The organism is Amycolatopsis sp. lyj-112 (genome assembly GCF_046549055.1).
GTDB lineage: Bacteria > Actinomycetota > Actinomycetes > Mycobacteriales > Pseudonocardiaceae > Amycolatopsis.
This window is the reverse complement of record NZ_JAJPWS010000004.1, coordinates 380643-399286: the sequence shown is the minus strand read 5'-3', so window position 1 is coordinate 399286 and position 18644 is coordinate 380643. Positions and strand designations below refer to the sequence as shown.

Below are 18644 nucleotides of genomic sequence, written 5' to 3'. Positions count from 1 at the left end.
AGAAGGAGATCATGCGTAGCTACGGCCAGTACTGCGGGCTCGCCCGGTCCCTCGAGGTCGTCGGCGATCGGTGGAACCTGCTCATCGTCCGCCAGCTCCTCATCGCTCCCGCCCGCTACCGGGACCTGATCGACGGTCTCCCCGGCATCGCGACCAACTTGCTCGCGGACCGGCTCCGCGACCTCGAGGGCTCGGGTGTGGTCGAGCGGCGACTGGCCGGCGCGGGCAGCGTGGTCGAGTACGCCCTTACGCCGTGGGGTGCCGAGCTGCGCCAGCCGATCGAGAGTTTGATCCGCTGGTCGACCCCTTTGATGGTCCGCGGTCCCGACAGCGACTCCTTCCGTCCGGAGTGGCTGGCCCTCGCCGTCCCCGCGCTGCTCGACGCCCGGGTCAAGGTCCGCCTCTCGGCGACGGTCGGCCTCGAGATCGGCGGCCGGCTCTTCGAGCTCCGCGCGACGCGCTCCGGATTCGAGGTCGGTCCGCATGACGGCCGCGACCTCGACGCCACCGTCCGCGCCGACCCGGCCTACGTCCTCGGCCTCGCTGCCGGCGCCCTCACACTCAGCGACGCCAGCACTCTCGGGCTGGTCGAGATCGACGGCGACGAGTCCGTCGTCCGCACCGTGTTCGCCGCTTGACGACGGCGAGCAGCGTCCTGCCTTGACCTTTCAACCTCTGTAACGGTCGGAGTATTCGGAGAAGATCCCGCCGAGAACGCGACGCGCGTTCGCGGCTTCCTCGTCGTCCCAGCCGATGGTCTGGGCGCAGACGACCAGCGTCTTCCACAGGGCCCAACCGCGTCCGCGCGCCCAAGTTTCCTCGTCGACGGACAGGCGCTCACGGAACGCCTTCCGGCCGTCGGCGGTCAGCAGCGTCCAGGAAATGGCCATGTCACAGGAGGGGTCGCCGACACCGCAGGTCCCGAAGTCGATGACCGCGGCCAGCTTCCCGCCGTCGAGCAGGAGGTTCCCCGGTGCGATGTCGCCGTGGAACCAGACGTCCACTCCGTCCCAGGAGGAATCCAGTGCGGTCTCCCAGATCTCGCGGGCCAAGTCGACGTCGATGTGGCCGTCCAGCGCCGCGAGCGCGCGCCGGACCTGCGCGTCGTAGGTGCGCAGCGTGGCGCCCCGGAACCAGTTGTGCTTACCCGGCTGGGGACCGTCGGCGGCATCGATGCTCTGCAAAGCAGCCAGGAACTCGGCCAAGTCGACGGCGAAGCGGACCGGGTCGGCAATACGGTCCGCGCTCGCAGGTTCGCCGTGGAGCCATCGGTAAATCGACCAGGAGAAGGGATAGTCCGCGCCGGGGCGTCCCTTCGCCAGCGGAACAGGAATGGGTAGCGGCAACCGGGGAGCGAGCGCCGGAAGCCACCGCTGTTCCTTGTCGACGGCCAGGGTGTATTCGGACGCGCTCGGCAGCCGCGCCACCATTCCGTCGCCGACGTGGAAAGTGACGTTGTCCCAGCCACTCTTGGCCACGGGCCGGACCGGGAGGCCGGCCCACCGCGGGAACTGGTCGCCGATCAGCCGGCGCACCTGCTCCGCGTCGACTGTGACGCGCCGGGGAAGGGGACCGAGATCCGGTGTGCTGCTCAGAGCGGATTCCTTGCTTGATAGGGAAAGTCGAACGGTCGCGCTGGTCGAGCGGTAACCCGGCCAGCGCGACCGGATGTACCTGTCCTAGTCGAGTGTCCAGTACGCCGCGTGGTCTTTCCCGGCAGCGGTGGTGGCGGTTCCGACGACGCGGCCGCCGTCGGTGATCCGGTAGGCCTGGCTGCGGTTGCCGCCGGGCAACAAGCCGAGTTGCCTGCGTTCCCCGTTCCGGTACCAGACTGTCGCCTGACGCTGGAAAGTGCCCGCCACGGTACCGTTCGCGTCGACCGCTTCGGCGTCGGCGCCAAGGCCGTCGTCAGGCAGGGCGGTGAGATCGCCGTCGGGGGCCCAGAGAACCGCCGATCGCTTGGGTGGGTAGAGGTAGCCGGAACCGACCACGTAACCGGTGGAGCCGATCTGGTAGACCCACAGTGAATGGGGGCTGGGCCATTCCAGTGGGTGCCTCGTGCCGTCCCGATCCCAGGTCGCCGGGATACGGGGCCCGCTCTTCGTGACGCTCAGCGCTCCGGCGGCCACACTTTGGTCGTTGATGCTGTGGGCCCCGCTGCTGTAATCCTGCGGTGCCAGCTCGGTGATCGGCCCGCCGTCCACCCACCGCACGGCTTGGTTCGCTCCGGTGCGGACGCCGCTGCCCACGATGACGCTGCCGTCGCTGGAGATGCCCTGGGTCATGCTCCAGGTCTCGCCGGGCAGCGCGCCCAGATCGGTGGCCTGGCCGTCCGGGTCCCAGCGGAAGCCGTGAAACTGGTTGTCCGGCGTCAACCAGTTTCCGACGACGACACCGGTGTCACTGATCGCTGCCGCGGTGGCGTTGTGGTAGCCGGGCGGAACCTGCAGCGTGGTCACCATGCCCGCGGCGTCCCAGCGGGCCGGCACGGCGGCGGTCGGGGTCAGGATGTAGCCGGCGGAAACCCCGTGACCGTTGATGTCACGCACCTGCCCCTCACTGCCGCCTGGCGTGGGCAGCGCCATGATCTGGCCCCCGGCGTCCCAGCGAACGGGACGAGTGAGCCGCGGGGCGGTGCCCCCGAACGACAGCCCCACCATCGCCCCCGCTTCATTGACCGCCAGAACCGTGCTGGAGTCGTCGCCGGGCAACGTACCGAGATCCACCGGCCCGGCCGTGGTGGCCTGCGCGGTCCCCGTCATTGAGCCGGCGAACACGACAAGAGCCGCCATCAGCGACCACACCGGTCTTCGGCCAACGGCCACACGATTTCTCATCACGATGACTCCCCATCCCTGCCCAGTAGTGTGCGATGTACAAACACCCCTACGTGGAACACTAATACAAGCGATTCACGAATTGCTCGCGCGGCGATGGCGTCCACACGAATAGCCGACTGACTGCCTGTCGCGAAATTAGGCCTTATAGCCCAGGTGCGAACATTGACAACCGGCGTGCGGCCTAGTAATTCATCGAGAATAGGAGGAAAATGCCGGAAGAGTGAAGAGGTGGTGCCTGGCCTGTCATGCTTCGGTCGCCGGGCGGTCGAGGTCGAGTGGCGGCATCGGTGCCGCACCCGGCTTCCAGGTGTTCAGAAATCCCTCTTGTGCGGTGAGGTCCACCAGTTCGACTCGTGCGCCGATGCTGTCGATGCGGTGATAGGTGAAGGGGCGACCAAAGGGGCAGGAGTCGAACTCCAGTGGTGCCCCGCGGTCCTCGAGCCGATGCTTGTCCGTGGCTATGTCCCCGGACCAATAGCCGATGTGGTCGAAGCGAGACCCCTCGGTCGCATCCCACGGGCTGCCCGGATCGCCTTGGATCACCTCGAAGAACGGCGGCCCCTCGACGGAGAAGACAATGCGGTACTCCCAGGCCCCCAGCCGGCCGGCGCGGATCGGACTCCATTGCACACCCAGGGTGCGCGTGAGGTCACCGGTCGCCCGCTCGATGTCCTGGACGACGAAGCACAGGTGGTAGAAGTTGTTCACCGAACACGTTGTAGCAGCGTGAGGACTTCCCGCTCCGGGCTGTCCTGAGACGTCGCTTATTCGGTGAGAAGGCCTCGCGGATACGGCGCGGGGTGGTAGCGGGTGAACGCCGGGGCGACCCGCACTCGCGTTTCGCTGAGGACGTCGAAGATCGTGCCAGCAGAGCGGCTTCGGCGTTGAGCGCGGCCGGGCCGTTCGCCGTCCAGCGTCCCTTGTCCAGGCGTCGCACCAGGGTTTGCAGTGCGGTGATCTCCTCCGACGCGGTGAACACACAATGCCCGCCGCGGTTCACGAACAACTGGCGGAGTTCCTTCCGGTCGCCGAACAGAGCGACTCGCTCGGCGTAGGCACGTTCATGCGCCGCTGGCGCGATGCCTGTCCAGAACCCGTTCAGACCAGTGCGTCCGGAGAGGAGAGCCGGTCAGTTGTCCCCGGCGCGGTGCGCCTCCGCCGCTACCCAGGCGGTGATGCCGTCCAGGAAACGGTCCACTCCGAAGCCGAGCTCGGCGGGCAGTACCTGCCCGTCGGGCTCAGGCTTCCGAGGCCCGGCGGCGCTTTCGGCGGCTTGGACGGCTGCCAGTGCGGGGTATTCCCGCGGGTCGATGAGCTCGGTAAGTGCTTGCGCCAGCTCGGTTTCGTTCTGTGGGCGGCCGTCGTCCGTCTTGTGGGCGCTGGTCATGTCCAAGCTGATCTGCGCGGTCCCGCGCACGACCGCGGTCAGGTGCAGCGCCGCGGCCCTCGCCTCGACCGCCGGCAGTCCGGCCTTGAGCAGGGGCTGAAGCAGGCTGTCGAGCCAGGCGAGCTGGTTGGGACCGATCGGGGTGTGGTCGAGCGGGAGGCGGAGCATCCAGGGGTGAGTCCGGAAACCGGCCCACAGCGCACCGACCCAGTGCCGGACCGCGTGCCGGAAGTCCGCCTTCTCGAGTTCGGAACCGTCGAATTCGGGTGGCTTCCCGGCCGCGATGTCGGCTGTCACCTCCAGGAGCAGGTCCTTGCTCGGGATGTGGTTGTAGAGGGACATCGTCGAATACCCGAGTTCGGTGGCGATCCGCTGCATGGACAGCGCCTCCAGCCCGTCGGCGTCCGCGATGAGGATCGCGGCGTGTGCGATGCGCTCCACGGTCAGCTGGGGGCGAGGCCCGCGCCTGCCGGGGGAGCGCCCGGCCCACAGCAGCGTGAGGCTGCGCTGAAGGTCCGGGGCCTTGCTGTCTCGTGTCGCCATCTGCCATCCCGTCGGTGTCGTCTTGACCATCCTAAAACTATGTACGACATACGTTCATGTGTATGTTGTACATAGTTTCTGGCTGTCACTTCCCGAATGGATCACCATGACCTCGACGACGAAACCGAACGTGGCACCTCCGGCTCCGCCTCGACCCGCGCAAAGCTGGTGGCGCCGCCCCTGGATCGGGCCGCTGATGCTGGTGGCGGCGGCCTTCCTGGCCTTCTCCGTGCCGCCCTACCTGACTTTCGACCCGGCCGCTTCCCGCCTGGAACCGCCGCCGGGCAACGACTTCTACTACCCCTTGCTCGTCGCGCACGTTCTCTTCGGCACGGTCGCCATGGTGACCGCCTGCTTCCAGATCTGGCCCGCGTTCCGGGCGCGCTACCGGCGCGGGCACCGGATCACCGGCCGGATCTACGTCTTCGCCGGAGCGCTCCCCGCCGGACTGCTGGGCCTGTACATCGGCTGGCACACGACGGCCGGACCTTCGGTGCGGGTGGCCAACCTCGTAGGCTCGACACTGTGGATCACGGTCACCCTCGTCGGGCTGCGGATGGCCCGCCGGCGCCGGTTCGGCGATCACCGCAAGTGGATGTCCCGCAGCTTCGCGCTCTCGATGTCGATCGTGTTGAGCCGCGTGATCAACGTGGTGGCCACGATCGTGTTGACGCCGCAGGTGAACACCACCTTCGGCGGCAGTGAAGAACTGATGCGGTACAGCGCCCTGAGCATCGGGGTCTGGCTCAGCCCCTTGCTCCTGCTCCTGCTCACGGACTGGCTGCTGGACCGCCGCAAACCCGGCGCGCGCCGCCCGGCCGCTGTTCGCTGACGGGTTCTGGGGAATCAAATCCGGCCGTCGGACGCTTGAAGGTGCTGTGAAGAAGATTGGATTCCTGTCGTTCGGTCACTGGTCGGCGAGCGCGCACTCCGAGACCCGCTCCGCCTCCGACTTCCTGCACCAGTCGATCGACCTGGCGGTCGCCGCCGAGGAACTCGGCGTCGACGGCGCGTACTTCCGTGTGCATCACTTCGCGCGGCAGGCGGGCAGCCCGTTCCCGTTGCTCGCGGCGATCGGCGCGCGCACGTCGAAGATCGAGATCGGCACCGGCGTGATCGACATGCGCTACGAGAACCCGCTGTACATGGCCGAGGACGCCGGCTCCGCCGACCTCATCTCCGGCGGCAGGCTCCAGCTCGGTGTCAGCCGGGGATCCCCGGAGCAGGTGATCGACGGCTGGCGTTACTTCGGCTACGAGCCCGCCGAGGGGGAGACCGCCGCGGACATGGCCCGGCAGCGCACCGAGGTCTTGCTGGACGTGCTCGAAGGCAAGGGCTTCGCGAAACCGAACCCGCGTCCGATGTTCGCCAACCCGCCGGGGCTGTTACGGGTCGAGCCGTATTCCGAGGGACTGCGCGAGCGCATCTGGTGGGGTTCCAGCTCGAACGCGACCGGCGTCTGGGCCGCGAAGCTGGGCATGAACCTGCAGAGTTCCACGCTCAAGGACGACGAGACGGGCGAGCCGCTGCATGTCCAGCAGCGCAAGCAGATCGAGGCCTACCGGCAGGCGTGGAAGGAGGCAGGGCACCCGCGGGAGCCGCGGGTCTCGGTCAGCCGCAGCATCTTCGCGCTGACCAACGACCTGGACCGGGCCTACTTCGGCCGCGACCGCGACTCGCGAGACCAGGTCGGCATGATCGACGAGACGACCAGGGCGATCTTCGGACGCTCGTACGCCGCCGAGCCGGACGAGCTGGTGAGGGAGCTGAAAGCTGACGAGGCGATCCAGGCCGCGGACACTCTGCTGCTGACCATCCCGAACCAGCTGGGCGTCGAGTACAACGCCCACGTGCTGGAAAGCATCCTCACCCACGTGGCGCCGGAGCTCGGCTGGCGCTGAGCCCGGTTTCGTGCAGCCCCGAAACGCGTACAGGGAATGCGCGATTCGGCGGCTGGCCGCGGCGCCCGGGCTGGCTACGATCGAGGCACTTCCCTGGCCATCGGAGGCCCCATGCGACCGCCCCGATTCCGCTGTCTGCTCGGTTTCTTCCTGGCGCTGTGCCTCGCAGCGCCGCCCGCCGCTCAAGCCTCCGCGCCTGCTCCGCTCGGCGGAGGCAGCCCTTTGGAGACCGGTAGTTCGTACCGGTGCACCGCCGGATTCGCCGCGACCGCGGGGACCGTCGGCTACCTGATCGCCCATACCGCCTGCGGCAAGCCCGGCGACACCGTCCGCAGCGGAGGCCGCCTGGTCGGCGTGGTCGCCGCGGCGCCGGTGCCGCCGAGCGGCGCGATCGTCATCCGGGTGACCAACACCGCCGAGTGGCGGCTGGTGGGGTCGATTCCGCCCACTGACAGCCGAGTGACGATCACGGGTTCTACCGAGGCCCCGGTCGGCGCGTCGGTGTGCAAGTACGGCAGGACCACCGGGTGGCGATGCGGGGTGATCCAGGCGAAGAACCAGACGATCACCTTCCCCGAGGGCACGCTGCGCGGTCTGACCCGGACGAACGTCTGCGCGGAGCCCGGCGACATCGGCGGTCCGTTCGTCAGCGGTACGCAGGCCCAGGGAGTGCTGGTCGGGGGCAGCGGGAACTGCACCTCCGGCGGTACCTCCTATTTTCTTCCGGTCAACCGGGTCCTGGCGGCCTACGGGTTGACCATCCTCACCGGAACGTCCCCTTGACCTGAGAAGGCCCGGACGGAGTCGGCGAGCTGGCGATCGTGTATCCGGCGCCAAATCAGCAGGGAAAGTATCGCGCCACACAGGCACAGGAACATGTCCCACTGCGTGTCCCAGATATCTCCTTGGGTGGCAAGGAAATCATCCGCGCCCGCTCCGGCGAGGAGCGCGCTGAACCATTCCACGAACTCGAAACAGGCGCCGATCGCCACGCAGACGCTCACGGTCAGGAACGCGACCCAGCCGCCGGGGCGCAGGGGTGTCCTGCGCAGGAGTACCTCGCGCACGGCGACAGCGGGTACGAAGCCTTGGATGAAGTGGCCGAGCCGGTCGTAGTTGTTCCGTTGCGTGCCCAGCAGGTCCTGTGCCCATTCGCCGATCGGGGTTTCGGCGTAGGTGTACTGCCCGCCGTAGCAGAGCACGATCGCGTGCAGCACCAGCAGCCAGCAAAGTAAGCGGGTCAAGGGAAAGCGCTTGCGCAGCGCCACCACCAACGGTAGCCCGATCAGCACCCAGACGACTTCCATGAACCAGGTGCCGAGCGACTTGGCCTGCAACCCGGTCGCCACAAGCGCTGCGAGCACCACGCCGGCCAGCAGCATCCCTTCGGCCCGACCGACTCCGCGCACCATTCGGAAACCCTACAGCGAACCGGATGAACTACCGGACCACTGGGCCCAGTGGTCCGGGTTACGCCGATCGGCCCTGGTTTCCTCCATCACCGGGCAATATGTTGCGACTAACAACAAATTCCTGCCGTCATCGATGCCCGTGGGAAGGACACCGTCAATGAGGTCTTCACTGCGGTGGCGCGCGACCATCGCGCTGCTGTCATCCGCACTACTCGCGGCGCCCGCACCGGCGGCCGCGGCACCGGCGGCCGCGGCACCGGCGGCCGCGGCACCGGCGGCCGCGGCACCGGCGGCCGAGGCTCCGGGCGCGCCGGGCACCGGTTCGGCCTGGACCACGGGGGGCAAAGAGGGTTTCGGCACCTCGGCCGGTACCGCGTCCAAGGTCTGGTTCACCCTCGGCCAGGGCATCAGCCACGAGGTCTATTACCCCACCGTGGACGTGGCGAACGTCCAGGACCTGCAGTACGTCGTCTCCGACGGGGCCGGGTTCACCCAGCTGGAACGCGATCACACCACGAAACAGCTGGTACTCACCGATCCTCGTTCGCTGAGCTACCGGCAGATCAACACCGCCACCAACGGCCGCTACCGGATCACCAAAACGCACACCACCGATCCGGCCAGGTCCACGATGCTCATCCAGACCCGGTTCGAGGTGCTCAGCGGTGGCCCGCTGCAGTTGTACGCGTTGTACAACCCCTCGCTGAACAACAGTGGCATGGGTGACACGGGCGCGAGTTCGGGTGGGCAACTGGTCGCCTCCGACGGCCCGGTGTCCAGCGCTTTGGCCGTCTCCACCGGTTTCACCAAGCAGACCAGCGGTTACAGCGGCAGCGTGAGCGACGGGTACGCCGACCTGAGCGGCAACCACGTCCTCGACACGCAGTACGACTCCGCCGCCACCCCGGGGAATCTCGTTCAGCTGGGCCAGATCCCGGTGGGTACCGACACGACGTTCACCCTCGCGCTGGGCTTCGGCAGTGATCGCGGTGCCGCGTCGGCGAACGCGTCGGGCTCGCTCGCCGGCGGTTTCGCGGCGGCAGACACCGCGTACCGGTCCGGCTGGAGCGGCTATCTGTCGTCACTGGCCGCGGTACCCGGCTCGATCACCGGCGCCGGGCTGACCACGCAGTACAACGTCGCGCTGATGACGCTGAAAGCCCACGAGGACAAGACTTATCTCGGTGCGAACGTCGCGTCGCTCACCAATCCGTGGGGTGAGGCGAAGGACGCGAACGGCACCGGGGACTGCGGCTACCACGCCGTCTGGTCCCGCGACCTCTACCAGGTCTCGACCGCGCAGATCGCCGCCGGGGACACCGCGGCCGCGAACCGCTCAGCCGACTACCTGTTCACCGTCCAGCAGCGCGCGGACGGTTCGTTCCCGCAGAACACCCGCCTCGACGGAACCAACTGCTGGACCAGCCTGCAACTCGACGAGGTGGCCTTCCCGATCGTCCTGGTGTGGCAGCTCGGCCGGTTCGACGCGGCGACCTGGGCGAAAGTGAAGAAGTCGGCGGACTTCCTGGTCTCGCGCGGTCCGGTGACCCCGCAGGAACGCTGGGAGGAGAACGGCGGCTATTCGCCGTCCACCATCGCCGCGGAGATCGCCGGGCTGATCTGCGCCGCCGACATCGCCGCGCGCAACGGCGACACGGCCGCCGCGAATTCCTACCGTGCCACCGCCGATCACTGGCAGGCGCAGGTCGCCGGGTGGACGTTCACCACGTCCGGCCCGCTGGGTGACGGCCGGTACTTCGAGCGCATCGACGGCAACGGGAATCCGAACGACGGCCAGAACATCACCCTGCAGAACGGTGGAGGCAACCACGACGAGCGCGCCATCATCGACGCCGGTTTCCTCGACCTGGTGCGCTTGGGCGTCAAGCCGGCCGGGGACCCGGACGTCGCGGCCGCGTTGCCGGAAGTCGACTCGACGCTCAAGGTGACCACGCCGAACGGCCCGATGTGGTACCGCTACAACCACGACGGCTACGGCGAACCCGCTTCCGGCGGCCCTTACACAGGTGCCGGCATCGGCCGGTTGTGGCCGCTGCTCACCGGTGAACGCGGAGAGTACGAACTGGCCAACGGGCGGCCGGCGAACCTGCATCTGGCCACCATGGCGGCTTCGGCGAACGCGGGTCACCTGATTCCGGAACAGGCATGGGATCGCGCGAACGCCAGTGGCTTCACCTTCGGGGAGGGCACCGGCTCGGCGACTCCGCTGGCGTGGTCGATGGCGCAGTTCGTCCGGCTGGCGCACTCGATCGACGCGGGCGCTCCGGTCGAGACACCGTCGGTGGTCAAGCAGCGGTATGCCAACGGGTGCGCCGGTTTGTCCGCGAACTTCTCGGTCAACGCCACCACCACGTGGGGCCAGAACATCTTCGTCGTCGGCGACCGGCCGGAACTCGGTTCCTGGAATCCGGCGAACGCGATCCCGATGTCCTCCGTGAACTATCCACTGTGGACGGCGAGCACCGCGCTGCCGAAGGGAACCGGATTCCAGTACAAGTATCTGCGCAAGGAGGGCGGCACCGTCACCTGGGAGTCGGGCGCGAACCGGGCGGCCACCGCTTCCGGCGGCTGCACGCTGGCACTGAACGACACCTGGCGGCCGTGACGGCTCGGCACGGCGATGACGGGTCCGTCATCGCCGTGCCTCGCTGCGGGCCAAGTCCTCGGTGAGGGCGTGTGCCTCGCGGAGCAACAGGGATCCGAGCTGGGGGAGCCGCTCAGCGTTGAACCGGTGCTCGACGCCGGTCAGGCTGAGCGCCCAGCGAGGTATCCCGGAGCGGTCGAAAACGGCCGCGGCGGCACCCCAGCTGCCTTCCAGCACGAGTCCGGGATTCACGGCGTACCCGTGGGTCCGGGTCGCCGTGATGTGCCTGCGGATCTCCCCGATGTCGTGCTGCGGCCCGAACCGCGCGCGCAGGTCCGCGTGCTCCAGGTATTCGTCGATCTCCCTGTCCGGCAGGTGGGCCAGCACCACCATGCCGGCGGAGACGACACCGAGGGGGAACCGGGCGCCTTCGTAGAGGACGTGGCTGCGGATCGGGAAGGCGCCGTCCTCCCGGATCAGGCAGATCGTCTCCTGTCCTCGCCGCGCCGAGAAGAACGCGCTCTCGCCGGTCGCGAGGGCGAGGCGGCGAACCACGGGCAAGGCGACTTCGGTGACGTCGTAGCGCCGCGCCGCGGCCGCGCCGAGCAGGTACAGCTCCGGCCCGAGCACCCAGTGATCGGTGCCCGGCACCCGGTCCACGAGCCCGACCCGCTGCAGCGACGTCAGCAGCCGGTGCACGGTGGGTCTCGGCAAGCCGGCTTCCCGGGCGATGGCCGTCGTCGTGGCGCCGTCCGGCTCGTGCGCACCGACCGCGCGCAACGAGAGGTAGATGCGCCCGACGAGGTCTTGAGGTGCGTCCACTCAGTGAACACTACCCCTTCGATTTCGGTCACGAAATGAACAATCCGCAGCCGGACGGTGTTCACTGATTGACCACCTGGTCGTGGTGTCGTCTGATGGCGGCCATGGACAAAGTGATCGTGTCAGCCGGGGAGGCCATCGCCGACATCCCGGACGGCGCCACGCTCGCGGTCGGCGGCTTCGGGTTGTGCGGGGTTCCCGCCGTCCTGATCCGTGCGCTCTTCAAGGCCGGCGCCAAGGACCTCGAGGTGGTCTCGAACAACGCCGGAGTGGATGGCTGGGGCCTCGGGATACTTCTCGGCGCGGGCCGCCTCCGGCGCGTGGTCGCTTCCTACGTGGGGGAGAACAAGGAGTTCGCGCGCCAGTACCTCGGCGGCGAGCTCGAAGTGGAGCTCACGCCGCAGGGGACCCTCGCCGAACGGCTTCGAGCGGGCGGATCCGGGATTCCCGCCTTCTTCACCGCCACCGGCGTCGGAACGCAGGTCGCCGACGGCGGTCTGCCGTGGAAGTACGACACCGAAGGCAACGTGGCGAAGGCCAGCCCGGCGAAGCAGGTGCAGACCTTCGATACCGCCGATGGCCCGAAGGAGTTCGTGCTGGAGCACGCGGTCGTCGCCGACTTCGCGCTCATCCGAGCCTGGCGTGGAGACCGGCACGGGAACCTCGTGTTCAAGGATTCCGCGCGCAACTTCAACCCGCTCGCCGGCATGGCGGGACGGGTGACCCTCGCCGAGGTCGAGGAACTGGTCGAACCGGGCGACATCGACCCGAACGAGGTCCACCTTCCCGGTGTCTTCGTGCACCGCGTGGTGCAGCTGACGCCCGAGCAGGTCGCGGACAAGCCGATCGAAAAGCGCACCGTGCGGGCCGCGAACGCGGGAACCACCAGCAAGGAGAACGACTGAGATGGCCTGGGACCGCAATCAGATGGCCGCCCGTGCCGCCGCCGAACTGCGAGACGGCGACTACGTCAACCTCGGCATCGGTCTTCCCACCCTGGTACCCAATTTCGTACCCGACGAGGTCGACCTCGTCCTGCAGTCCGAGAACGGCATCCTCGGCGTCGGGCCGTACCCGGCCGAGGACGACGTGAAGCCGGACCTCATCAACGCGGGCAAGGAGACCGTCACCGTCCGAAAAGGAGCTTCCTTCTTCGACTCCGCACTCTCCTTCGGCATGATCCGCGGCGGCAAGATCGACGCCGCGATCCTCGGCGCGATGCAGGTCTCGGCGGCCGGCGACATCTCCAACTGGATGATCCCCGGCAAGATGGTCAAGGGCATGGGCGGTGCCATGGATCTGGTCCACGGCGCCAAAAAGGTCATCGTGCTGATGGAACACGTCGCCCGGGACGGCACCCACAAGGTCGTCGACGAGTGCACGCTGCCCTACACCGGCCGCCGTGTCGTCCAGCGCATCATCACCGACCTGTGCGTCCTCGACATCACCGCCGACGGCCTCGAGCTCGTCGAACTCGCCCCGGATGTCACCGCCGAGGAAGTCCAGGAGAAGACCGGGCCGAAGGTCCTGGTTCGCTAGCTCCACGGGTCGTGAGTGGCGATGCGCGTGAGGGCCACCCTCAGGGACTCAGAGTCCCTGAGGGTGGCCCTCACGCGCTCCGGACCGGGATTCCCCAGGCGTCCGCAACCTGCCGCGAGGTCAGGACCGCTTGCGGCGGGCCTTCCGCGACGAGGCCGCCGTCTCGCAGCAGCAGGCAATGATCAGCCTTGCCCGCGACGGTGAGGTCGTGGGTCACGCGCATGATGGTCGTGCCTTCGGCGAGTGCGGCGTGCAGTGCCTCGTCGATCAGTTTCCGGGCATGCAGGTCCAGCCCCGACGCCGGCTCGTCGAGTAGCAGCAGTCCGGATTGCTGGGCCAGGCCCTGCGCCACCAGCGCCCGTTGACGCTGCCCGCCGGACAGGGTGCCGATCAGCCTGTCCGCGATCGACGTGATGTCGAGCCGTGTCAAACATTCTTCGACCACCTGGCGGTCCTTTGTGGTCAGTCGCCGCCACGCGCCGCGATGCGCCCAGCGTCCCATCGCGACGGTGGCGCGCACCGTGACCGGCAACGATCGCGACACCTCGCTCTGCTGGGTCACGTAGGCGACGCGGCCGGAATCCCGGCGGGTCACCGAACCGGCGGTCGGGGACAGCACCCCGGCGACGAGGTTGAGCAGCGACGACTTACCGGCTCCGTTCGCGCCGGCGATCACCGTGACCTGCGCGTGAGGTACCCAGGCGGTGACCCCGCGCAGGACCTCGCGGTGGCCGTAGTGCGCGTGTACGCCGTCGATCGTGAGTGCCGCTGTGTCCGGTTTCATCCCACCTCCTGAAGATAATGACAATCATTACCACTATAGTGTGACGCGTGGAGTGGTTGACGGTCCCCTTCGAGGTGTCCTTCGTGCAGCGAGCGCTGGTGGCGGGAGTGCTCGTGTCGGTGGTGTGCGCGGTCGTGGGCACGTGGGTGGTGTTGCGAGGCATGGCCTTCATCGGCGACGCCTTGTCGCACGGCATGTTGCCCGGCGTGGCGATCGCCTCGCTGACCGGCGTCAACCTGCTGATCGGCGCCGCGGTCAGCGCCGGGGTGATGGCGCTCGGCGTCACGGCACTCGGTCGTTCGCGGCGGTTGTCGGAGGACACCACCATCGGCTTGCTCTTCGTGGGCATGCTCGCGAGCGGCGTGATCATCGTTTCGCATTCACGGTCGTTCGCGGTCGACCTCACCGGATTCCTCTTCGGTGACGTGCTCGCCGTCGGATCCGGCGACCTGGTGGGCCTCGCGATCACGCTGGTCGTCGTGGCGGTGGTGGCCCTGCTGGGACACCGTTCGTTCACCGCGCTCACTTTCGACGTCCGGAAGGCGATCACGCTGGGCCTGCGCCCGCGCCTGGCCAACGCCTTGCTGCTCGCGCTGGTCACCCTGACGATCGTCGCCTCGTTCCGCGTGGTGGGGACCCTGCTGGTGTTCGGCCTGCTCATCGCCCCCGCGGCCGCGGCGCTGTTCTGGTCGCGGCGGATCACCACGGTCATGCTCGTCGCGGCACTGGTGGGCGTCGTGGCCACGGTCGGCGGCCTGCTCGTGTCCTGGCACTGGGGCACCGCGGCGGGCGCGACCATCGCCGCGGCCGCGGTCCTTCTGTTCTTCCTCTCGGCGTCCCTTTCCTTCGCGCGAGAGCGATTCCGTTCCCTGACACCGGAGATCGAGCGATCAACATGAGTCTCAAAACAGGCTGGGCGGCGGCGTTCCTCGCGGTCACGGCGGCGACCATGACGGCGTGTGGCAGCGAGCCGCCGCCGGACGTGCCCGCGGAGGCGCCCCATGGCTACATCGAAGGCGCCGAGGAGGCGGCCGAAGCGCAATCACGGCTGATCGTCGCCGACGACGTATCGGGCGCCGTGCGTGTGGTCGACCTGATCACCGAAGAGGTCCACGACGTCGGGCGCGTGGACGGCGTGCGCACCCTGACCGGTGACGGGCGATTCGGGTACCTGGCGGGCCGTGACGGTGCGGTTCACGTGATCGACAGCGGAGCCTGGATGGTCGACCACGGCGACCACGTGCACTACTACCGCGCCAAGGCCCGTGAAGTGGGTGTGGTGCCAGGTGAACGGCCGCTGGGTGCCTACAGCGATCCCGCGGTCTCGGCACTGTCCTTTCCGGACGGTACGGCGATCCTGCTCGATCGGACCCTGCTCGACAAGGGATCCGTGGCGGAACTGGGCAGGATCGTGCGGGAGCCCCATGCCGGTATCGCGGTGCCCTACGGCAAGCACATCCTGGCTTCGGTGGCGGATACCGGGAAGCCGCTCGCACGGGGAGTGCGCGTCCACGATCGTCAGGGCAGACCGGTGGCGGAGATCGATCAGCCCTGCCCGGAACTCCAAGACCAGGCGGTGACCCGGCGCGGTGTGGTGTTCGGCTGCGCGGACGGCGCGCTGCTGGTGTCCGAAAAGGACGGCGTCTTCACGGGGGAGAAGATCCCGTACCCGCAAGAGGCCGGTACGCGGGAGCGTGCCACCGGGTTCTCCCACCGGCCGGGCGGTACCACGCTCGCGGCCAAGGCGGGCGACGACGCCGTGTGGTCGCTGGACGTCGGCCGCCACGCCTGGCGGTACATCGAAACCGGACCGGTCGCCGCAGTGAACGCCGTAGGGGAGGGCGGTCCTCTGCTGGTGCTGACCCGGGACGGAAAGTTGCGCTCCTTCGACAGCGCCACCGGAAAGGAACAGGCGCAGATTCCCTTGCTGCCGCCCGAAGCGACCGGCGCCGCCGCTCCCTCGATCCAGGTCGACACGACACGCGCCTACGTCAACAACCCGCTGTCCGGAGAGGTGCACGAAATCGACTACAACGACAACCTCCGTCGCGCCAGGACCCTGAAGGTCGGCGGCAAGGCCGGCCACATCATCGAGACCGGCCGATGAGGCGCCGGGTACTCGCGCTCCTCACCGCGGCGCTGCTGACCGCCTCGGGATGTTCCGGGAGCGAGGGCGACAAGGCTTCCGTGGTCGTCACCACGAACATCCTCGGCGACATCACCCGCACCATCGTGGGAGATCAGGCCGAGGTGACCGTGCTGATGAAACCGAACGCCGACCCGCATTCGTTCGGCATCTCGGCACAGCAGGCGGCCGGGGTCGAGCGCGCCGGGCTGATCGTCTACAACGGACTCGGGCTCGAAGAGGGCATGCTGCGCACGGTGCGCGCCGCCGAGGAGAACGGCGTACCGGCGATTCCGGTGGGGGAGCGGGCGAACCCGATCGGCTACGCCGGGAACGACGCGGTGGACCGGCCCGATCCGCATTTCTGGACCGACCCGGGGCGAGTGCGCGACGCGGTGAAGGCGATCGCCGACGACGTCATCGCCCACGTGGCCGGGGTCGACGCGGCGGTGATCCGGGGCAACGCCGAACGCTATCGCGGCGAGATCGAGGCACTCGACGCCACCATGGCCGAGAAGTTCGGGCGCATCCCGCCGGAGCGCCGGAAACTGGTCACCAACCACCACGTGTTCGGCTATCTCGCCCAGCGGTACGGGTTCGAGGTCATCGGTGCGGTGATCCCCGGCGGAACGACCCTCGCCTCACCCAGTTCGTCGGACCTCAAAGCGCTGGCCGACACCGTGCGTTCGGCAGGGGTGCCGGTCGTCTTCGCGGACTCCTCCCAGCCGGACCGGCTCGCCCGGGTCCTGGCCGAACAGGCCGGTCTGCACGTGGAGGTCACCTCACTGTTCTCCGAATCGCTCAGTGAACCGGGGCAGGGCGCGGCCACCTACCTGGAAATGATGCGCGCCAACACCGAATCGATCACCACCGGCCTGACCCGATCCTGAATGACCTGGCACAGAAGAAAGGTGCAATGAAAATGGCACGAACCACCCGGTACGCCGCGCTGATGGTGACAGGGGTGAGCACGCTCGCGCTCACCGCCTGCGCGACCGAACAGCCCGCTCCGCAAGCTCAAGGGAACAACGCGGCGCCGGCGGCCGTCGTCGCCGACCCGGTCGCCGTGACCTATGACGGAGGAATCCTCCTGCTCGACGGGAAGACCTTGGCAGTGGCCAAGAATCTCCCGCTGGAAGGCTTCAACCGGATCAACCCCGCCGGGAACGACCGGCATCTGCTGGTCTCGACCTCCACCGGGTTCCGGGTACTCGACGCCGTCGGCGCCGTACTGACCGACACCGAAGTGAAAGCGACCAAACCGGGTCACGTCGTCCGCCACGCCGGCAAGACGGTGCTGTTCGCGGACGGGACCGGGGAAGTGACGGTATTCGATCCGAAGACGCTCGCCGGGTCGGCCGTTCCGGCGCCGAAACACAAGACGCCGGAAGCACATCATGGCGTGGCCGTCGAACTCGCGAACGGCGAACTGGTCACCACCATCGGGAACGAGGACGAGCGACCCGGAATCGTGGTACTGGACAAGGAGAAGAAGGAGATCGCGCGCAACGACCAGTGCCCCGGCGTGCACGGTGAAGCCACCGCGCGAGGCGAGGCGGTCGTGATCGGATGCGAGACCGGCGTCCTGATCTACCGCGACGGCGCCATCACCAAGGTGCCGAGTCCCGACCCCTACGGCCGGATCGGCAACCAGGCGGGCTCGGACCTCTCGCCGATCACCCTGGGCGACTACAAGGTCGACGAAGCGGCGGAACTCGAGCGTCCGACCCGCGTCAGCCTGATCGACACCGAGAAGGGAACGCTGAAGCACACCGAACTCGGGACCAGCTATACCTTCCGCTCCCTGGCCCGCGGCCCGCAGGGCGAAGGCCTGGTGCTCGGGACCGACGGGCAGATCCACGTGATCGACCCGGTGACCGGTTCGGTGACCCGGAAGATCGCGGTGCTCGGCACCTGGCAGGAACCGCTCGAATGGCAGCGTCCGCGTCCGGCGATCTTCGTCCGCGGCGGAACCGCCTATGTCACCGATCCGGGCAAGAAGGAGATCCATTCGGTCGATCTGGCCACCGGCGCGAAGACCGGCACCGCCACGTTGCCCGGAACGCCGAACGAGGTCAGCGGAGTACTCGCCCACTAGCCTGGGTGGACACCCCGGCGAACGCGTTCGATAGTGAGAGCCATGTACACCGGCAACCTCGACCTGCGGGCGCAGGCCGCGGAGATGGGGTTGTTCGGCACGAACAACGGCATCGCCGGACAGGTCCTGGTCGGCTTCGGCACCGAGGACCAGCGGGCGCGGTGGCTGCCCGGGATCGCGTCCGGCGAAATCGTGGCCTCGTTCGCGCTGACCGAGCCCGGCGCCGGATCGAATCCGGCCGGTCTGCGGTCCAGCGCGAAACCGGACGGCGACGGCTGGATCATCGACGGCGGGAAGCAGCTCATCACCAACGCCACCGAGGCCGGCCTGTTCGTCGTGTTCGCCCGCACCCGGCCCGCGTCGGAATCCGGCACCGGCATCGCGGTCTTCCTCGTGCCCGCCGATACCCCGGGCATCCAGGTCGGCGCCAAGGACGCCAAGATGGGCCAGGAAGGTTCCCGCACCGCGGATGTCACCTTCTCGCAGGTCCGCGTCGGCTCCGAGGCGCTGGTCGGAGGCGATGGGGACGTCGGCTACAAGGCGTGAACCGGCCGCTCGACGGGGTCACCGTCTGGAGTGGACGCGGAC

The 18644-nt window shown here is 68.3% G+C and carries 19 protein-coding genes; 12 read left to right on the top strand and 7 right to left on the bottom strand.

The window, feature by feature from the left end; all coding sequences use genetic code 11:
• Window positions 1-11 precede the first annotated feature (11 nt).
• Window positions 12-638, top strand: coding sequence for a winged helix-turn-helix transcriptional regulator (locus ACLJRL_RS17610; protein WP_410657262.1), 627 nt, complete (start codon window positions 12-14; stop codon window positions 636-638).
• A 30-nt stretch (window positions 639-668) separates the two neighbouring features.
• Here the strand turns inward: ACLJRL_RS17610 and ACLJRL_RS17605 are convergent, their stop codons facing one another.
• From ACLJRL_RS17605 to ACLJRL_RS17590, 4 genes are all read right to left on the bottom strand, one after another.
• Window positions 669-1595 carry an aminoglycoside phosphotransferase family protein gene (locus tag ACLJRL_RS17605; RefSeq protein WP_410657444.1) on the bottom strand — a complete coding sequence of 309 codons (927 nt, stop codon included), beginning with the start codon at window positions 1593-1595 and terminating at the stop codon, window positions 669-671.
• A gap of 84 nt (window positions 1596-1679) precedes the next feature.
• The gene (locus ACLJRL_RS17600) at window positions 1680-2837 is read right to left on the bottom strand and encodes an HAF repeat-containing protein (RefSeq protein ID WP_410657261.1); all 1158 of its coding nucleotides are present in this window, start codon (window positions 2835-2837) and stop codon (window positions 1680-1682) included.
• Between the two features lie 246 nt (window positions 2838-3083).
• A complete protein-coding gene (locus tag ACLJRL_RS17595) occupies window positions 3084-3548 on the bottom strand; it encodes a VOC family protein (protein WP_410657260.1) in 465 nt (154 codons plus the stop codon).
• A 421-nt stretch (window positions 3549-3969) separates the two neighbouring features.
• A complete protein-coding gene (locus ACLJRL_RS17590; RefSeq protein WP_410657259.1) occupies window positions 3970-4770 on the bottom strand; it encodes a TetR/AcrR family transcriptional regulator in 801 nt (266 codons plus the stop codon).
• Between the two features lie 196 nt (window positions 4771-4966).
• Between ACLJRL_RS17590 and ACLJRL_RS17585 the strand changes: the two genes are divergently transcribed.
• The 3 genes from ACLJRL_RS17585 to ACLJRL_RS17575 all read left to right on the top strand — a co-directional run bounded on the left by ACLJRL_RS17585 (window position 4967) and on the right by ACLJRL_RS17575 (window position 7454).
• On the top strand, window positions 4967-5602 hold the full coding sequence (locus tag ACLJRL_RS17585; RefSeq protein ID WP_410657443.1) for a DUF2306 domain-containing protein: 636 nt from the start codon (window positions 4967-4969) through the stop codon (window positions 5600-5602).
• Between the two features lie 46 nt (window positions 5603-5648).
• Window positions 5649-6671, top strand: a complete 1023-nt coding sequence (locus tag ACLJRL_RS17580; protein WP_410657258.1) for an LLM class flavin-dependent oxidoreductase — start codon at window positions 5649-5651, stop codon at window positions 6669-6671.
• Window positions 6672-6782: 111 nt separating this feature from the next.
• A complete protein-coding gene (locus tag ACLJRL_RS17575; RefSeq protein ID WP_410657257.1) occupies window positions 6783-7454 on the top strand; it encodes a S1 family peptidase in 672 nt (223 codons plus the stop codon).
• On the opposite strand, the gene ACLJRL_RS17570 is transcribed toward ACLJRL_RS17575, so the two are convergent.
• Window positions 7418-8083: a DUF2238 domain-containing protein gene (locus tag ACLJRL_RS17570; protein ID WP_410657256.1), complete on the bottom strand. Its 666-nt coding sequence runs from the start codon at window positions 8081-8083 to the stop codon at window positions 7418-7420. The genes ACLJRL_RS17575 and ACLJRL_RS17570 overlap by 37 nt on opposite strands.
• Before the next feature lie 157 nt (window positions 8084-8240).
• Here ACLJRL_RS17570 and ACLJRL_RS17565 point away from each other — a divergent pair, with 157 nt between their 5' ends.
• Entirely contained in the window at window positions 8241-10709 is a 2469-nt protein-coding gene (locus tag ACLJRL_RS17565; protein WP_410657255.1) for a glucan 1,4-alpha-glucosidase, read from the top strand.
• 27 nt (window positions 10710-10736) lie between these two features.
• Here ACLJRL_RS17565 and ACLJRL_RS17560 read toward each other — a convergent pair whose 3' ends face one another.
• Complete coding sequence (locus ACLJRL_RS17560) at window positions 10737-11510, bottom strand: IclR family transcriptional regulator (RefSeq protein WP_410657254.1); 774 nt, start codon at window positions 11508-11510, stop codon at window positions 10737-10739.
• Window positions 11511-11614: 104 nt separating this feature from the next.
• On the opposite strand from ACLJRL_RS17560, the gene ACLJRL_RS17555 reads away from it, so the two are divergent.
• Together ACLJRL_RS17555 and ACLJRL_RS17550 are read left to right on the top strand one after the other, a co-directional pair.
• Complete coding sequence (locus ACLJRL_RS17555) at window positions 11615-12415, top strand: CoA transferase subunit A (RefSeq protein ID WP_410657253.1); 801 nt, start codon at window positions 11615-11617, stop codon at window positions 12413-12415.
• Between the two features lies 1 nt (window position 12416).
• The gene (locus ACLJRL_RS17550; RefSeq protein ID WP_410657252.1) at window positions 12417-13049 is read left to right on the top strand and encodes a 3-oxoacid CoA-transferase subunit B; all 633 of its coding nucleotides are present in this window, start codon (window positions 12417-12419) and stop codon (window positions 13047-13049) included.
• 70 nt (window positions 13050-13119) lie between these two features.
• Here the strand turns inward: ACLJRL_RS17550 and aztA are convergent, their stop codons facing one another.
• Complete coding sequence (gene aztA / locus ACLJRL_RS17545; protein WP_410657251.1) at window positions 13120-13833, bottom strand: zinc ABC transporter ATP-binding protein AztA; 714 nt, start codon at window positions 13831-13833, stop codon at window positions 13120-13122.
• 47 nt (window positions 13834-13880) lie between these two features.
• Here aztA and aztB point away from each other — a divergent pair, with 47 nt between their 5' ends.
• The 5 genes from aztB to ACLJRL_RS17520 are packed head-to-tail and all read left to right on the top strand — an operon-like array spanning window position 13881 to window position 18602.
• Window positions 13881-14732: a zinc ABC transporter permease AztB gene (gene aztB / locus ACLJRL_RS17540; protein WP_410657250.1), complete on the top strand. Its 852-nt coding sequence runs from the start codon at window positions 13881-13883 to the stop codon at window positions 14730-14732.
• Window positions 14729-15940, top strand: coding sequence for a hypothetical protein (locus ACLJRL_RS17535; protein WP_410657249.1), 1212 nt, complete (start codon window positions 14729-14731; stop codon window positions 15938-15940). The genes aztB and ACLJRL_RS17535 overlap by 4 nt, the downstream gene beginning before the upstream one ends.
• A complete protein-coding gene (aztC, locus tag ACLJRL_RS17530; RefSeq protein ID WP_410657248.1) occupies window positions 15937-16848 on the top strand; it encodes a zinc ABC transporter substrate-binding protein AztC in 912 nt (303 codons plus the stop codon). The genes ACLJRL_RS17535 and aztC overlap by 4 nt, the downstream gene beginning before the upstream one ends.
• Before the next feature lie 32 nt (window positions 16849-16880).
• Entirely contained in the window at window positions 16881-18056 is a 1176-nt protein-coding gene (gene aztD, locus ACLJRL_RS17525) for a zinc metallochaperone AztD (protein WP_410657247.1), read from the top strand.
• 42 nt (window positions 18057-18098) lie between these two features.
• Window positions 18099-18602 carry an acyl-CoA dehydrogenase family protein gene (locus tag ACLJRL_RS17520; RefSeq protein WP_410657246.1) on the top strand — a complete coding sequence of 168 codons (504 nt, stop codon included), beginning with the start codon at window positions 18099-18101 and terminating at the stop codon, window positions 18600-18602.
• Window positions 18603-18644 lie beyond the last annotated feature (42 nt).

What these genes read in the sequence shown, in the direction of transcription:
- ACLJRL_RS17585 (WP_410657443.1), top strand. Translation starts at nt 4,967, where the DNA reads ATGCTGGTGGCGGCGGCCTTCCTGGCCTTCTCCGTGCCGCCCTACCTG.
- ACLJRL_RS17565 (WP_410657255.1), top strand. Translation starts at nt 8,241, where the DNA reads ATGAGGTCTTCACTGCGGTGGCGCGCGACCATCGCGCTGCTGTCATCC.
- aztA (WP_410657251.1), bottom strand. Translation starts at nt 13,833, where the DNA reads ATGAAACCGGACACAGCGGCACTCACGATCGACGGCGTACACGCGCAC.
- aztD (WP_410657247.1), top strand. Translation starts at nt 16,881, where the DNA reads ATGGCACGAACCACCCGGTACGCCGCGCTGATGGTGACAGGGGTGAGC.
- ACLJRL_RS17535 (WP_410657249.1), top strand. Translation starts at nt 14,729, where the DNA reads ATGAGTCTCAAAACAGGCTGGGCGGCGGCGTTCCTCGCGGTCACGGCG.
- ACLJRL_RS17550 (WP_410657252.1), top strand. Translation starts at nt 12,417, where the DNA reads ATGGCCTGGGACCGCAATCAGATGGCCGCCCGTGCCGCCGCCGAACTG.
- ACLJRL_RS17520 (WP_410657246.1), top strand. Translation starts at nt 18,099, where the DNA reads ATGTACACCGGCAACCTCGACCTGCGGGCGCAGGCCGCGGAGATGGGG.
- ACLJRL_RS17590 (WP_410657259.1), bottom strand. Translation starts at nt 4,770, where the DNA reads ATGGCGACACGAGACAGCAAGGCCCCGGACCTTCAGCGCAGCCTCACG.
- ACLJRL_RS17570 (WP_410657256.1), bottom strand. Translation starts at nt 8,083, where the DNA reads ATGGTGCGCGGAGTCGGTCGGGCCGAAGGGATGCTGCTGGCCGGCGTG.
- ACLJRL_RS17600 (WP_410657261.1), bottom strand. Translation starts at nt 2,837, where the DNA reads ATGAGAAATCGTGTGGCCGTTGGCCGAAGACCGGTGTGGTCGCTGATG.
- aztC (WP_410657248.1), top strand. Translation starts at nt 15,937, where the DNA reads ATGAGGCGCCGGGTACTCGCGCTCCTCACCGCGGCGCTGCTGACCGCC.
- ACLJRL_RS17555 (WP_410657253.1), top strand. Translation starts at nt 11,615, where the DNA reads ATGGACAAAGTGATCGTGTCAGCCGGGGAGGCCATCGCCGACATCCCG.
- ACLJRL_RS17575 (WP_410657257.1), top strand. Translation starts at nt 6,783, where the DNA reads ATGCGACCGCCCCGATTCCGCTGTCTGCTCGGTTTCTTCCTGGCGCTG.
- ACLJRL_RS17610 (WP_410657262.1), top strand. Translation starts at nt 12, where the DNA reads ATGCGTAGCTACGGCCAGTACTGCGGGCTCGCCCGGTCCCTCGAGGTC.